Here is a 13,689-nt window from a genome sequence, read left to right as displayed (position 1 = left end):
TTTTTTATTAGCGCGTGACGGCGCTTTCAACCTTCTCGTCAGCCTGCCAGATACGGTATCTCACCTCGATATCCGCAGGCGTATAAACCACAATCGGCAACTTACTGTTGTAGCGCAGCAGGCTATGCTCGCCGAGATTCGCGGTTATGAATTTTGTGGTCTTTTTCCCGTCCGGACAGGCCATCATGGTGGAAACCGGCGAAGTGACCTTATCAAAGATGTAATAGTCATATCCCCAGCCTTCCAGCGTCTTGCTGGTTAACTGACCGCCGAGGCGGTGCGCGTTGCAATCCACCTCCAGCGTCTGGCCGATCAGCAGTTCCACCTTGTAATTCGCTTCATCTTTCTGCTCAGGCAGGTCAATGACCTGGCGCTTCATCCCCTGTTCCGCCTGCGGGTAGGGGGCCGTTTTACTGAGCGGCTGGTCAGCAGGGGTGGCGTATGCGCTGGCGCAGGTCAGAGCCAGCAGAGTGATGAGACTTTTAGCGGCGTTTTTCACAGTGATTCCTTTTTATGTCAAACGGTGGCCATACACTACCATGAATGGTGTTTTTTACCTTAATTTTATTTTTAACTGGTTTATATAACTGGTAAGTGCCTTGTGATTTGGTTTTAAATTCTGTATTGGCCCCGGGGGAACGATCGTGGTAGGGTGAGCTGCAATCATTGTTATCTATCTGTGAAGGAAACACGCATGGTACGTAATAAACTCAACACCCCGGCGGGGAAAAAATTTCTGCTGGCACTGCTGACGGTTTTTCTGATCGCGGTGATGGGGGTAGGCCGTGTGACTATTATTGGCGTGGTTGAGCAGTACAATATCCCACTGACGGAGTGGACCACCAGCATGTACGTGCTGCAGTCGGCGATGGTGCTGGTCTACAGCACGGTCTTTACCGTGCTGCTGGCTATCCCGTTGGGCATATTTTTCCTCGGCGGGAGCGATAAACACTGAGTCGCCAACGCGATTAATGCCTGTTTCACTCCTGTGCCGTTTTCGGGTTAAATGATTTTTTCCCCGTTTACAGGAGTGGAGCATGGTTTCTCGGTTTTCCACGCTGAGCCGGATCCCAAAAGGGGTCTGGGTTGTTGGCGGCGTCAGTATGCTGATGGATATTTCATCGGAAATTATCCATAGCTTGCTGCCGCTCTTTATGGTGACCACCCTGGGCGCCAGCGTCATTTTCATTGGCCTGATTGAAGGGCTGGCGGAAGCCACCGCGCTTATCATTAAGGTTTTTTCCGGTGCCATCAGCGACTATCTGGGGAAACGCAAAGGGCTGGCGCTGCTGGGCTACGGTCTGGGTGCGGCCAGTAAGCCGCTGTTTGCGATCGCCTCGTCGTCGGGGATGATCCTCGGGGCGCGTCTGATTGATCGGGTAGGAAAGGGGATCCGCGGTGCCCCCCGCGACGCGCTGGTAGCTGACGTCACGCCGCCGGAACTGCGCGGGGCGGCATACGGGCTGCGTCAGTCGATGGATACCATTGGCGCGTTTCTCGGCCCACTGCTGGCGGTCGGCATGATGCTGCTGTGGAACGATGATTTCCGCACTATCTTCTGGATCGCCGTCATCCCCGGCGTGCTGGCCGTCTTACTGCTCTTTGTGGGCCTGCATGAGCCCGCCACGCCTGTTGCCCATAAACGGTCCAATCCCATCAAAAAAGAGAACCTGAAACGCCTCGGCGCCAGCTGCTGGTGGGTAATTGGCCTCGGCGCTGTCTTTACTCTCGCCCGTTTCAGTGAGGTATTTCTGGTGCTGCGTGCCCAGCAGGCGGACATTCCGCTGGCGCTGATCCCGCTGGTGATGGTCGCCATGAATCTGCTATACGCGTTTTCGGCCTATCCGTTTGGCAAACTCTCCGATGCCATGAGCCATACGCGCCTGCTCCAGTGGGGACTGGCGGTGTTGATCGCCGCCGATATTGTACTGGCGCTGAGCACCCACTGGATCGGGATTATTGCCGGCGTGGCGCTGTGGGGCATCCATATGGGGATGACCCAGGGGCTGCTGACCGCGATGATTGCGAAGACGGCACCCCCCGACCTGCGCGGTACGGCGTTTGGCCTGTTCAGTATGGTGAGCGGCGTGGCGCTGCTGGTTGCCAGCCTGGGGGCTGGCATCATCTGGGAAACGTGGGGCGCGGAATATACCTTTTATGCCGGGGCGACGATCTGCCTGCTGACGCTGGGATATCTGCGCAACCCCCCCGCGGCGTTGTAAAGCGCGCAAGCGCAGAAAAATATTGCGCAAATCATTCGAAGCGTGAGTGCCGTTTTGTTACCAATGTGGTCCTTTCTATCAGGAGATACTTATGAAAAGGACCACACTTTATACCGCGATGGCGTCAGCCCTGCTGTTGCCGTCACTTTATGCCCATGCAGGCCCGCAGGCGCACGTGGTTTGTGCTTATAGCCATACTCTGGGCGATGACGCCATTATGATGTTTGGCAAAACCAACCAGGCGATGTGGCACGACTTTTTCGGCAACACCCGCACGGACGCCCATTCGACCTATCAATCACTGCGTAAGCAGTCAGAAACCACCTGCGATAACAAAGCCGACAGCTCAGCTTACTGGGCGCCGTCGCTGCGCCTGCCGGACGGGACGGTGGTTCAACCCGCCTACCAAAAAACCTATTACCAGGCGTCTAACGTGGAACAGTTCCCGCTCAGCCCATTTCCGGCAGGGCTGGCGCTGCTGGCGGGCGATCACCACGGTACCGGGCCTAACGCCCGCATAACCTTTTTATGCGCTAACGGCAGAGGCTACAGCAATAAAGTCGGTGAAGTGTGTGGGCTGAGAAAAGCCAAAGATGCGGTGCAGTTTAATATCGGGATCCAGTTCCCTAACTGCTGGGATGGTATCCACCTGCAGCCGCACCATGGCATGGCGAATGCGACCTACGATGTGAAAGGGCAGTGCCCGTCCGGCTATCCGGTGAAAATCCCGACGGTAAATATGAACGTGGCCTGGGTGCTGCACGGGATCACCTCCCTGGATACCGCCAAAGCCCAGTTGTCGCTCGATCCCACCATGAATGGCGATGTGCGCGAAGAGCACTGGGGCAGCCTCTATACCGCCCACGCCGACTTTATGAATGGCTGGACTGAAGAGGGTGCCCGCTTTATGACTGAGATGTGCATGAATCAGGGCATGGACTGCGGCACTAACGTCCCCTACGGCTATTCAAAGGCGCTGGCAAACGTCTGGGTGAGTAGCGAGACGCCAGATACCCCGGTACCTGGGGCGCAGACCTTGCTGGTGCAGGATAACTGGAAAAACGGCGGCCGCACCCGTAACAGCGAAACGATGAGTCTGGTTAAGTTTACGATCCCTGCGCTGCCTGAAGGCCAGGATCCTTCTCTGTTCAAATACCGGGTGCGGATCTATGGCGGAAAAGTCGAGGCTAACGGCGCGGATCAGATCTTCTTCTATCCGGCGAGCAACGACTGGGATCCCGCCACCGTCACCTGGAAAAATCGTCCGGCCTGTAACTACTCGTCCGATGCGCTGCTCTATCTCAACAACAAGCGCGAATACCGGATGGTGGATGTCGACAAGGCGGTGCGCAAAGCGCTGGCGGCGGGCAAGACTGAAATCTCCTGGTATATCGGTGGCGACCGTCAGGGTAATCACTATCAGTTCAGCCCTGCCTCTTCTAAAGAGAGCCTGATACTGATGTTGACCGGGTACAAGCATACCCCGGAAATCTAATCAGCAGCATGTTCGTGCAAAAGCCAGCCTGCCATCGGGCTGGCTTTTTAGCCATCTCTTGCAGGCATAAAAAAACCAACCGCGAAGGTTGGTTTTTTTTGGGGAAATTTTGGTCGGCACGAGAGGATTTGAACCTCCGACCCCTGACACCCCATGACAGTGCGCTACCAGGCTGCGCTACGTGCCGACACGTGAAATTTATACTACCTATTTCCGCGTTTAATGCAAGGGTGGTTCTGGCTAACTGATTAATATTAAATCAATTAGCAATGAACCGTTTCTCATCCGTCAGCACCTGTAGCAGCAGGCTTAACTGCGGCGTCTGGTCGTTGAGTTTCTCACCCTGCGGGTTATAGGTTTTGTAATTACCGTTGCTGTTCAGCACCAGCGTCAGGGTTGGCGTTGTAACGGCCAGCGTGTTGTTGCTGGCAGCCGTCACCCAGTTATGACGACGCGTTGCGCTGAACAGATCCTGACCCTGGGAATACTCATTGGCTGGCGTGCTGACGTGGAGCAGACGCTGCATCAGGGTAGTCATCACATCTTTATGATCGGTCAGCATGTTAATGCGCTGGGATGGCGTACCAGGCCAGTGGATCACCAGCGGAACATGCAGGCGAGGGCGCGCCCAGTCGACATCGTTGCGCTCGCTGCCCAGCGGCACACCGTGACCGGCGGTGATCACCACCACGGTATTCTCCAGCTTGCCCGATTCCCGCAGCGCGTCCAGCACCCGGGCAATCTGGGTATCAACATTGCCTGCGGCCTGCGCATAGCGGCGGTTAAAGGTTTTCTGGTTGCTGTCATCCAGCGTCGTGCCGTTCAGAGCAACCCAGGAGAACCAGCGGTTGTCGTCCTGCGCGTAACGGTGAAGCCAGCTGATCCACTGCCCGGCGGTCTGTTCGTCGGACTGGCTCTGTGCGGTCGGCAGAGAGAAGTCGGACAACAGCGCCTGGCGATAGAGCGGACTGCTGAAGCCATCCGAAGAGAACAGCCCCAGCTGGTAGCCCTGCTGGTTGAGCCCGGTGATGAGCGCGGCAGGGATACGCGATGACAGCACGCCGTCCATATAGCCAGGTGAAATGCCGTAGAACAGGCCAAAGATCCCGGCATCGGTTGAGTTACCGGAGCTCATGTGCTGAGTAAAGTTGATGTTCTTCTCGGCGAACTCCGCCAGGGCTGGCATCTGTTTCTCAAAGCGCGAGTAGTTCAGACCGTCGACGGTGATCAACAGGACGTTTTGCCCCTGACCCATGTCACGGTAGCGCAGATCGCTCAGCGGATATTGTACCGATACCGCTTCAGGATCCCCTTGTTCAATCAGGCGGCGCTGATACTCCTGGGCATCCAGCAGACCGTGTTTCTCCAGGAAACGACGAGCGGTCATCGGATAGGAGAGCGGCAGGTTCGCGCGCTGCATGGTGATGGGGCGGTAGAAGTTAGCGTCCGCCCAGATATACATAAAATGCGAGCCGATAAAGGCGACAAAAAAGAGGGCGGCCACCGGTTTGGCATAGCGACGGCGCCGCGTCAGGCTGCGCAGTTTTTGCCAGCTCCAGGTGGCAAACAGCATCTCAATCAGCAGGATAATCGGCACGCTGATAAACATCAGCTGCCAGTCGCGCGCCGTTTCGTTCTGGTCGGGATTGATCACCAGTTCCCAGACGACGGGATTAAGATGCAGGTGAAAACGGGTAAAGACTTCGCTGTCGATAAGCAGCAGCGTCATGCCTGCGGTGGCGAGGATAGCGGAGATAAACCGCATCAGCCGCTGTGACATGACGATAAACGTCAGCGGGAAGAGGATCAGTAAATAGGTGGAGAAGACCAGAAAGCTGAAATGGCCAATGACGCTTATCCAGGAGAAGACCCGTCCGGCAAGCGTCGTCGGCCAGTCGGCGACAAACAGATAACGACTGCCAAGCACCATCGCCAGCAGAATGTTAAACAGGGCAAACCAGTGCCCCCAGCTAACCATCTGGGAGACTTTTTCACGGTAGCGCTGACGATTCGTCACCATAAACTGTCGTTTGTTTCCCTTAGTGCGCCTGGTCGTCGTTAACCGAGGACTGTAAGGCCTGAGCGAAAGATTTCGCGATCGCCTGGCGCTGGGCCGGCGCAACGCTGGTATTGATAAGGTTAGTCACCATATTTCCCAGAACCATCAGGGAAAGGTCGGTCGGCGCCTTATGTTTTTCCAGTACGTTGAGCAGCTCACTGAGCATTTGTTCAACGTGTTCATCACTGTAGCGGGAGAGTTGTGGCATAAATCTAAATCTGTTTGTGGAGGAAAGGGCAACATATTACCGTAGCAACAGCTTTTTTTCCCCTTTTTTATCTTCGGTTGCATACATGACTGGGGGGTGGTTGAATACGGCCCGGTCTAAAAGGAGAGTTTAACATGAGTCTGGATATCAACCAGATTGCTCTGCACCAGCTTATCAAGCGTGATGAGCAAACCCTTGAGCTGGTGCTGCGCGATTCGTTACTGGAGCCGACGCCTACCGTTGTTGACATGATGGCGGAGCTGCATCGGGTTTACAGTGCCAAAAACAAAGCCTACGGCCTGTTCAGCGAAGAGAGCGAACTGGCGCAGGCGCTGCGCCAGCAGCGTCAGGGTGAAGACGATTTTCTCGCGTTCAGCCGGGCCGCCACCGGCCGCCTGCGCGATGAGCTGGCAAAATATCCGTTTGCCGACGGCGGCATCGTCCTGTTCTGCCATTATCGTTACCTGGCGGTCGAGTACCTGCTGGTGGCGGTGCTGAACAACTTAAGCAGCATGCGCGTCAACGAGCAGCTGGATATCAGCTCGACCCACTATCTGGACATCAACCACGCGGATATCGTGGCGCGCATCGATTTGACCGAATGGGAAACCAATCCTGAATCCACCCGCTATCTGACCTTCCTGAAAGGCCGGGTAGGGCGCAAGGTGGCCGACTTCTTTATGGATTTCCTCGGCGCCAGCGAAGGGCTGAATGCCAAAGCGCAGAATAAAGGTTTGCTGCAGGCGGTGGATGACTTCACCGCAGAAGCCGAGCTGGATAAAGCGGAACGCCAGAACGTGCGCCAGCAGGTTTATGCCTACTGCAACGAACAGCAACAGGCGGGCGAAGAGATTGAACTGGAATCGCTCTCCAAAGAGCTGGCGGGCGTCAGCGAGGTGAGCTTCCAGGACTTTACGGCGGAGAAAGGCTACGAGCTGGAAGAGAGCTTCCCGGCGGATCGCAGTACGCTGCGTCAGCTCACCAAATTTGCCGGTAGCGGCGGCGGATTAACCATCAACTTTGATGCCATGTTGCTCGGCGAGCGCATTTTCTGGGATCCGGCGACCGACACGCTGACCATTAAAGGCACGCCGCCAAATCTGCGGGATCAGCTGCAGCGTCGCACCTCTGGCGGCAAATAACGGCCATAAAAAAACCCCGCAATGCGGGGTTTTTTTTCGACAAGTTTGCGATTACGCGCGAACGAAGTCGATGTGAGTCAGTTTTGGCTTGAAAGCGTGACGCTGTACTGCCTGAGCTTTAACTTTCTCTTCTTTACCGTCAACAACCAGAGTCAGCACTTCGCTGTAGAATTCAGCGTTGTTCTGCATGTTCCACACTTTGTCGTGGTCCAGTTCGATTGCGACAGGAGCAGCTTCGCCGCCATAGATGATGGCCGGGAATTTGTTAGCTGCGCGCAGGCGGCGGCTCGCACCCTTACCCTGCTCTTTACGTACTTCTGCATTGATAGTGAACATTGATTTCTCTCTGTATAAAAAATCCTGCTACAGGCGACCCAGCAACAGGTGAGTGTTCTGCCTCACGGATGTGAAGCGGGCGGCATTTTATACTCAAATGGCTTTCACATCAATGAAAAGTCCCGCTATCCCCGCAATTCATTGGCACGGCGGAAGCGGCCCTCATAATCAAACACTTTTTCTCGCACCTGCCAGAACTGCCCTTTTTTCCGCGCCACCACAAAATCGGGGTGGCGCAGCAGCGGCTGTTGATGAACGATATCCGCCGCGGTGATCCAGCGCAGCGGCACGCCCGGCGTGCGGGTATGCGGGCGGATAAACAGCTGTTCAAAGGCGGTGCGTTGGGCGGGTGTGTGCAGACGGAAGCGCTCACTTACATCGGCGCCATCTTCATCGTAGTAGGTGATTTTGAGCCATTCGCCTTTGTCATCGGCACCGTGTGCCAGCGCCATCCCACTGCAGCGGAGCACCAGGGCGTCCTTCAGCTTCAGGGCCGCTTTCAGCATATCGTCGGGATCGACCAGCACCGCATCGCAGGTGCGGCAGCGGCGGGCGGCGATATCGTTCTCGGCGTTGCACTGGGGGCAGTTTTTAAAGCGGAAGCGATAGTCACACTGTTCGCGATGGCCCTCGTCATCTTCAAACCAGCCCTGGCAGCGACGGCCAAAGTGTTCGATTAGCGTGCCGTCGGCGGTGGTTTTACCCCAGAAGGTATTGGCAAAGCCGCAGGCGGGGCAAAACACCTGTACCGGCACGTTGTCACTTTTGCCTTTTGGCGTACCCACCTCCGGGGCATACAGGTCGTGCGGGTTCCCGGCATAATCCAGGATCAGGCAGTCGGTTTTCCCGGGGGCTAAGCGCAGGCCGCGGCCAACAATCTGCTGGTAAAGGCTGACGGATTCGGTCGGGCGCAGAATGGCAATCAGATCCACGTGCGGGGCATCAAAGCCGGTAGTAAGCACTGACACATTGACCAGATAGCGGAACTGCTGCGCCTTAAACGCCTCAATCAGCCGATCGCGCTCGCTGCCTGGCGTTTCGCCGGTGATAAGCCGGGCCTCGCTGGCGGGGAGCAGGCCGGTGATCTCCCGGGCGTGCTCCACGGTGGCGGCAAAAATCATCACCCCTTTACGCGTGGCGGCAAACTCCATGATCTGGCTGATGATATGCGGGGTAATACGATCCTGTTTTTTCAGCTCGCGGTTAAGATCCGCCTCGCTGAAGAGGCCGTTACTCTGCACCTGCAACCGGCTGAAATCATACTGCACCACCGGCATATCCAGCCGTTCCGGTGGCGTCAGGTAGCCATGTTTGATCATGTAGCGCAGCGGCAGCTCGTAAATGCAGTCGCGGAAGAGCGCCTTTTCATTGCCGCGCACCATGCCGTGGTAATGAAAGCGATAAATCCAGCCCTTACCGAGGCGGAACGGGGTGGCGGTAAGCCCCAGCAGGCGGATCTGCGGATTAACATTTTTCAAATGGGTCAGGATCTGCTGATACTGGCTATCGTCATCATCGCTGATACGGTGGCACTCATCGACAATCAGCAGGGAGAACTCGCTCTGGAATTTATCCAGATTGCGCGCCACCGACTGCACGCTGCCAAAGACCACTTTACCGTGGCTCTCTTTACGCTGTAGGCCGGCGGCAAAAATATCAGCCTCCAGACCCAGCGCCAGATATTTGGCATGGTTCTGCGCCACCAGCTCTTTGACGTGCGCCAGCACCAGCACGCGGCCCCGGGCCAGGCGCGCCAGCTCGGCGATCACCAGACTTTTGCCCGCGCCGGTGGGCAGGACAATGGCCGCCGGTTCTTTATGCTGACGAAAGTGGGCGAGGGTAGCGTCCACGGCTTCCTGCTGGTAGGGGCGAAGTGTAAAGGTCATGGGGTCTCGGTTTGGTTATCTCGCTCATATTATGCCACGAAACTTTTTCCCTTGAGTGGCGCACAGAGCCCGTTATACTGGACTGTTCCTGACTGCTTCTTTTCCGGACGCATTGTCCGGCTCCTGGCCCCTGTAAGGTTTAAAATATTTCATGCGACTTGATAAGTTTATCGCTCAGCAACTCGGCGTAAGCCGCGCTATTGCCGGGCGTCTGATCCGCGGCAGCCACGTTACCGTGGATGGCGACATTGTGCGAGACAGCGCGTTTAAACTCCAGCCTGAGCATCAGGTGGAGTATAAAGGCAACTCGCTGACCCAGCAGAACGGCCCGCGCTACTTCATGCTCAATAAACCGCAAGGCTATGTCTGCTCCACCGAAGACCCCGACCATCCCACCGTGCTCTATTTTCTCGATGAGCCGGTCGCTCACAAACTGCATGCTGCCGGGCGTCTGGATATCGACACCACCGGCCTGGTGCTGATGACCGACGACGGTCAGTGGTCACACCGCATCACCTCACCGCGCCACCATTGCGAAAAGACCTACCGGGTGACGCTGGAAAATCCGGTGAGCGACAGTACGGCAGAGCAGTTCGCCCACGGCGTCCAGCTGCATAATGAAAAAGATCTGACCAAACCCGCCGTGCTGGAAGTTATTACCCCAACCGAAGTGCGTCTGACCATCAGTGAAGGGCGCTATCATCAGGTGAAGCGCATGTTTGCCGCCGTGGGAAATCACGTGGTCGGTCTGCATCGCGAACGGATCGGGGCTATCGCTCTCGACCCGGACCTTGAGCCAGGCGAATACCGCCCGTTGACGGAAGAAGAAATTGCCAGCGTTGGCCTCTCTTCACGCTAATTTCAGGAGTTAATTGTGACCACCAGGCCACACTCGTCGTTCAGCATTGTTTTTATTCTTGGCCTGCTGGCCATGCTGATGCCGCTGTCCATCGACATGTATCTGCCCGCACTGCCGGTGATCGCCGAGCAGTTTGGCGTGCCGGCAGGCAGCGTACAGATGACTCTCAGCAGCTATATTCTCGGTTTTGCCCTCGGTCAGCTGCTTTACGGGCCAATGGCCGACAGCCTGGGGCGCAAACCGGTGGTGCTGGGCGGTACGCTGGTATTCGCCGGCGCGGCGATGGCCTGCGCGATGGCGCAATCTGTCGATTACCTTATTGTGATGCGTTTCTTCCACGGCCTGGCGGCTGCGGCGGCAAGCGTGGTCATCAATGCCCTGATGCGCGATATCTACCCGAAGGAGGAGTTCTCCCGCATGATGTCATTCGTCATGCTGGTGACCACCGTCGCGCCGCTGGTGGCGCCGATGGTCGGGGGAGCGGTGCTGGTCTGGTTTAGCTGGCACGCTATTTTCTGGATCCTGGCGCTGGCGGCCCTGCTGGCCTCGGCAATGATCTTCTTCTTTATTAAAGAGACCCTGCCTGCACAACACCGGCAGAAGTTTCATATTCGCACCACGCTTGGCAACTTTGCCTCGCTGTTTCGCCATAAGCGCGTGCTGAGCTACATGCTGGCCAGCGGTTTCAGCTTTGCCGGGATGTTCTCATTCCTCAGCGCCGGGCCGTTTGTCTACATTGAGCTTAACCATGTCTCACCGCAGCAATTTGGCTACTATTTCGCGCTGAACGTGGTATTCATCTTCGTGCTGACGATGATCAACAGCCGCTTCGTGCGCCGGGTAGGGGCGCTGAATATGTTCCGTATCGGGCTGTGGATCCAGTTTGTGATGGCGGTGTGGATGGTGGTAACCGCTTACTTTGATATCGGATTCTGGGCGCTGGTAATCGGTATTGCGGCCTTTGTTGGCTGTATATCGATGGTCTCGTCCAACGCTATGGCGGTCATCCTCGACGAGTTCCCGCATATGGCCGGTACCGCCTCTTCACTGGCGGGGACCTTCCGCTTTGGTATCGGCGCCATTGTCGGCGCGTTGCTTTCACTGGCGACGTTTAACAGCTCCTGGCCGATGCTCTGGTCAATCGCGCTGTGCGCCACCGGCTCGATTCTTTTCTGCCTTTATGCCAGCCGGCCAAAGAAATTGGTGAAATGATGCACAAAAAAGGGCCTTGTCGGGGCCCTTTTTTGATGCAGGTCAATTAAAAGGCGGTTCTTTGACCTCTTGTTTGTTTCTTTTATGTAAAATCTATTTGTGTAAATAGTCACATCTTTGTAGTTAAAAAGGTTGTGTTAGATCACAGAAACGGGTACATATAGCGCCGCTATAAACCTGAAACACCGTCAGAAAGCCCTGAAAAACAAGGCCCCTGCACCCATGAATAGTGGGTGTAAGCGTTTTCTTATTAAAAACAGAGCAGGCGGTTAATGTTGTGTTACTATAAATGTAAATAGATTGTGAAGTAAATTTGCTTCCGGGGAATAAACGTGAATACATTACAGCTCTCAATTGTGCATCGCTTGCCGCAGAGCTATCGCTGGTCGGCTGGTTTTGCAGGCTCGAAGGTTGAACCGATTCCGCAAAGTGGAACAACCCCTGATAATTGTCTGGTGGCGCTCAAACTGCTGAGCCCGGAAGAGGGCAACGCATGGCCGCTGATGGAAAAGCTGAGCCAGGCATTGACGGACATTGAGCTTTACAGCTCGGTGCTGGAGTGCGAAGGCGAGCCGTGCCTGTTCGTGAAAAGCCAGGATGAGTTTGCAGCAACCTGCCGCCTGAAAAACGTCGGTGTGGCTATCGCCGAGCCTTTTTCTGGCCAGAATCCTTTCTGAGCGTCAGCGTAACGCTAACAGCTGACGCGTATACTCCTGCGTCGGCGCGGCAAACACGCGCTGACAGTCTCCCTGCTCGACCACCTCTCCCTGACGTAACACAATCACCTGGTGACATAGCGCACGTACCACCTGCAAATCGTGGCTGATGAAAATATAGGCCAGACGGTGTTTTCGCTGTAAATCTTTTAGCAGCGCCAGGATTTGCGCCTGCACGGTTTTATCGAGGGATGAGGTCGGCTCATCCAGAATTATCAACTCCGGGCGCAAAATCAGCGCCCGGGCAATGGCGATCCGCTGGCGCTGGCCGCCGGAAAAGGCGGCGGGGTAACGATGCCGGGTCTGCGGGTCGAGCCCCACTTCGCCCATTACCCGAATGACCTCCTCTTCACGCGCCTGCAGGCTCAGGCCAGGCTGGTGTACCCGCAGCCCCTCCTCAATGATCTGCTGCACGTTGAGGCGCGGGTTAAGAGAAGAGTTAGGATCCTGAAAAACCACCTGCATCCGGTGGCGGACGGGCAACATCTGGCGGCGATCCCACTCATGCAGGGGTTTGTCGTCAAACAGGATCTCCCCCTTCGAGGCGATCAGGCGTAACAGCGCCAGCCCGGTGGTGCTCTTGCCGGAGCCAGACTCACCCACCAGCCCCAGGGTCTCACCCGGGCGCAGGGTAAAGCTGACGTTGTTCAGCACCTGCTTGTTATCCACCACCCGGCGCAGGATGCCTTTACGTAGCGGAAACGCCACCGAGAGATCCTTGACCCGCAGCAGCGGCTGAACATCTTGCGGCAGCGGGACGGGATCCCCTGCGGGCTCGCTGTTGAGCAGGCGTTGGGTATAGGGATGCTGCGGTGCGGCAAGCAGCGGCGCGGCGCGGTTCTGCTCCACGCAGCGACCGTTCTGCATCACCGCCACCTGGTCGGCCAGCTTTTTCACAATGCTGAGATTGTGGGTGATAAACAGCAGGCTCATGTTCAGCTCGTCGCGCAGCTCGCGTAATAGCTGCAGGATCTGCGCCTGCACCGTAACATCCAGCGCGGTGGTGGGCTCATCGGCGATCAGCAGTTCCGGAGGGGTCAACAGCGCCATGGCAATCATCACCCGCTGGCGCTCACCGCCCGAAAGCTGGTGCGGGTAATCGGCAAGCCGTTTTGCGGCGTTGCGGATCCCGGTGCGTTCGAGACAATCCAGCATCTCTCCGCGAGCCGCCTCTTTACGCATACCGCGATGCAGGGAAAGCACCTCGTAGAGCTGTTTTTCAAGAGTATGGAGCGGATTCAGCGACACCATCGGCTCCTGAAAGATCATGGCGATCTTATTGCCGCGCACCCCGCGCAGCGTGCGCTCGTCAGCATGGAGCAGGGACTGGCCGTGAAACAGGATATCGCCCTGGGGATAGACCACCGGCGGGGCGGGGAGCAGACGCAGGATCGACAGGGCGGTGACGCTCTTTCCGGAACCCGACTCGCCGACCAGCGCCAGCGTCTCGCCGGCGTCAATTTCCAGGGAGATATCATTCACCACGGTGCGTAGCTCGCCCTGCTGGCGAAAAGCAACGGAGAGCGCGTCGATGTGAAGTAAAGGCTGCGTCAT

13 protein-coding genes and 1 tRNA gene are annotated in these 13,689 nt (G+C 56.5%); 7 read left to right on the top strand and 7 right to left on the bottom strand.

Going from position 1 to position 13,689, the window contains the following annotated elements:
- Nucleotides 1–7: 7 nt before the first annotated feature.
- Complete coding sequence (gene eco / locus C2U54_RS20540) at nt 8–499, bottom strand: serine protease inhibitor ecotin (protein ID WP_103180391.1); 492 nt, start codon at nt 497–499, stop codon at nt 8–10.
- Nucleotides 500–694: 195 nt separating this feature from the next.
- On the opposite strand from eco, the gene C2U54_RS20535 reads away from it, so the two are divergent.
- The 3 genes from C2U54_RS20535 (at nt 695) to C2U54_RS20525 (ending at nt 3,717) form a co-directional block, all read left to right on the top strand.
- Nucleotides 695–955 (top strand): DUF2534 family protein, encoded by a 261-nt coding sequence (locus C2U54_RS20535; protein WP_039031021.1) that lies wholly within the window; start codon nt 695–697, stop codon nt 953–955.
- An 82-nt stretch (nt 956–1,037) separates the two neighbouring features.
- Nucleotides 1,038–2,222, top strand: coding sequence for an MFS transporter (locus C2U54_RS20530; protein WP_103180389.1), 1,185 nt, complete (start codon nt 1,038–1,040; stop codon nt 2,220–2,222).
- Nucleotides 2,223–2,313: 91 nt separating this feature from the next.
- Nucleotides 2,314–3,717 (top strand): CBM96 family carbohydrate-binding protein, encoded by a 1,404-nt coding sequence (locus C2U54_RS20525; RefSeq protein WP_103180387.1) that lies wholly within the window; start codon nt 2,314–2,316, stop codon nt 3,715–3,717.
- A 110-nt stretch (nt 3,718–3,827) separates the two neighbouring features.
- Here the strand turns inward: C2U54_RS20525 and C2U54_RS20520 are convergent.
- The 3 genes from C2U54_RS20520 to C2U54_RS20510 form a co-directional block, all read right to left on the bottom strand.
- Nucleotides 3,828–3,904, bottom strand: a tRNA-Pro gene (locus C2U54_RS20520).
- Nucleotides 3,905–3,976: 72 nt separating this feature from the next.
- On the bottom strand, nt 3,977–5,737 hold the full coding sequence (yejM, locus tag C2U54_RS20515) for an LPS biosynthesis-modulating metalloenzyme YejM (RefSeq protein ID WP_103180385.1): 1,761 nt from the start codon (nt 5,735–5,737) through the stop codon (nt 3,977–3,979).
- 19 nt (nt 5,738–5,756) lie between these two features.
- Entirely contained in the window at nt 5,757–5,984 is a 228-nt protein-coding gene (locus tag C2U54_RS20510) for a YejL family protein (protein ID WP_032612681.1), read from the bottom strand.
- A 134-nt stretch (nt 5,985–6,118) separates the two neighbouring features.
- On the opposite strand from C2U54_RS20510, the gene yejK reads away from it, so the two are divergent.
- A complete protein-coding gene (yejK, locus tag C2U54_RS20505; RefSeq protein WP_103180383.1) occupies nt 6,119–7,126 on the top strand; it encodes a nucleoid-associated protein YejK in 1,008 nt (335 codons plus the stop codon).
- 51 nt (nt 7,127–7,177) lie between these two features.
- On the opposite strand, the gene rplY is transcribed toward yejK, so the two are convergent.
- On the bottom strand, nt 7,178–7,462 hold the full coding sequence (rplY, locus tag C2U54_RS20500) for a 50S ribosomal protein L25 (protein WP_103180382.1): 285 nt from the start codon (nt 7,460–7,462) through the stop codon (nt 7,178–7,180).
- Between the two features lie 125 nt (nt 7,463–7,587).
- Nucleotides 7,588–9,348, bottom strand: a complete 1,761-nt coding sequence (locus tag C2U54_RS20495; protein ID WP_103180380.1) for a DEAD/DEAH box helicase — start codon at nt 9,346–9,348, stop codon at nt 7,588–7,590.
- Nucleotides 9,349–9,499: 151 nt separating this feature from the next.
- Here C2U54_RS20495 and rsuA point away from each other — a divergent pair, with 151 nt between their 5' ends.
- The 3 genes from rsuA (at nt 9,500) to C2U54_RS20475 (ending at nt 12,096) form a co-directional block, all read left to right on the top strand.
- Nucleotides 9,500–10,207: a 16S rRNA pseudouridine(516) synthase RsuA gene (gene rsuA / locus C2U54_RS20490; protein ID WP_103180378.1), complete on the top strand. Its 708-nt coding sequence runs from the start codon at nt 9,500–9,502 to the stop codon at nt 10,205–10,207.
- A gap of 15 nt (nt 10,208–10,222) precedes the next feature.
- Nucleotides 10,223–11,419 carry a Bcr/CflA family multidrug efflux MFS transporter gene (locus C2U54_RS20485; protein ID WP_103180376.1) on the top strand — a complete coding sequence of 399 codons (1,197 nt, stop codon included), beginning with the start codon at nt 10,223–10,225 and terminating at the stop codon, nt 11,417–11,419.
- Between the two features lie 332 nt (nt 11,420–11,751).
- Nucleotides 11,752–12,096: a YejG family protein gene (locus C2U54_RS20475; protein WP_103180374.1), complete on the top strand. Its 345-nt coding sequence runs from the start codon at nt 11,752–11,754 to the stop codon at nt 12,094–12,096.
- A gap of 3 nt (nt 12,097–12,099) precedes the next feature.
- On the opposite strand, the gene yejF is transcribed toward C2U54_RS20475, so the two are convergent.
- Nucleotides 12,100–13,689 carry a microcin C ABC transporter ATP-binding protein YejF gene (gene yejF, locus C2U54_RS20470; protein ID WP_103180372.1) on the bottom strand — a complete coding sequence of 530 codons (1,590 nt, stop codon included), beginning with the start codon at nt 13,687–13,689 and terminating at the stop codon, nt 12,100–12,102.

This window comes from Leclercia sp. LSNIH1, assembly GCF_002902985.1.
GTDB lineage: Bacteria > Pseudomonadota > Gammaproteobacteria > Enterobacterales > Enterobacteriaceae > Enterobacter.
This window is presented reverse-complemented; position numbering and strand designations above follow the sequence as displayed.

Bases quoted from the DNA above. Each gene is read 5' to 3' on its own strand.
- C2U54_RS20535 (WP_039031021.1), top strand. From the start codon at position 695: ATGGTACGTAATAAACTCAACACCCCGGCGGGGAAAAAATTTCTGCTG.
- C2U54_RS20530 (WP_103180389.1), top strand. From the start codon at position 1,038: ATGGTTTCTCGGTTTTCCACGCTGAGCCGGATCCCAAAAGGGGTCTGG.
- C2U54_RS20525 (WP_103180387.1), top strand. From the start codon at position 2,314: ATGAAAAGGACCACACTTTATACCGCGATGGCGTCAGCCCTGCTGTTG.
- yejM (WP_103180385.1), bottom strand. From the start codon at position 5,737: ATGGTGACGAATCGTCAGCGCTACCGTGAAAAAGTCTCCCAGATGGTT.
- C2U54_RS20510 (WP_032612681.1), bottom strand. From the start codon at position 5,984: ATGCCACAACTCTCCCGCTACAGTGATGAACACGTTGAACAAATGCTC.
- yejK (WP_103180383.1), top strand. From the start codon at position 6,119: ATGAGTCTGGATATCAACCAGATTGCTCTGCACCAGCTTATCAAGCGT.
- rplY (WP_103180382.1), bottom strand. From the start codon at position 7,462: ATGTTCACTATCAATGCAGAAGTACGTAAAGAGCAGGGTAAGGGTGCG.
- C2U54_RS20495 (WP_103180380.1), bottom strand. From the start codon at position 9,348: ATGACCTTTACACTTCGCCCCTACCAGCAGGAAGCCGTGGACGCTACC.
- rsuA (WP_103180378.1), top strand. From the start codon at position 9,500: ATGCGACTTGATAAGTTTATCGCTCAGCAACTCGGCGTAAGCCGCGCT.
- yejF (WP_103180372.1), bottom strand. From the start codon at position 13,689: ATGACGCAGCCTTTACTTCACATCGACGCGCTCTCCGTTGCTTTTCGC.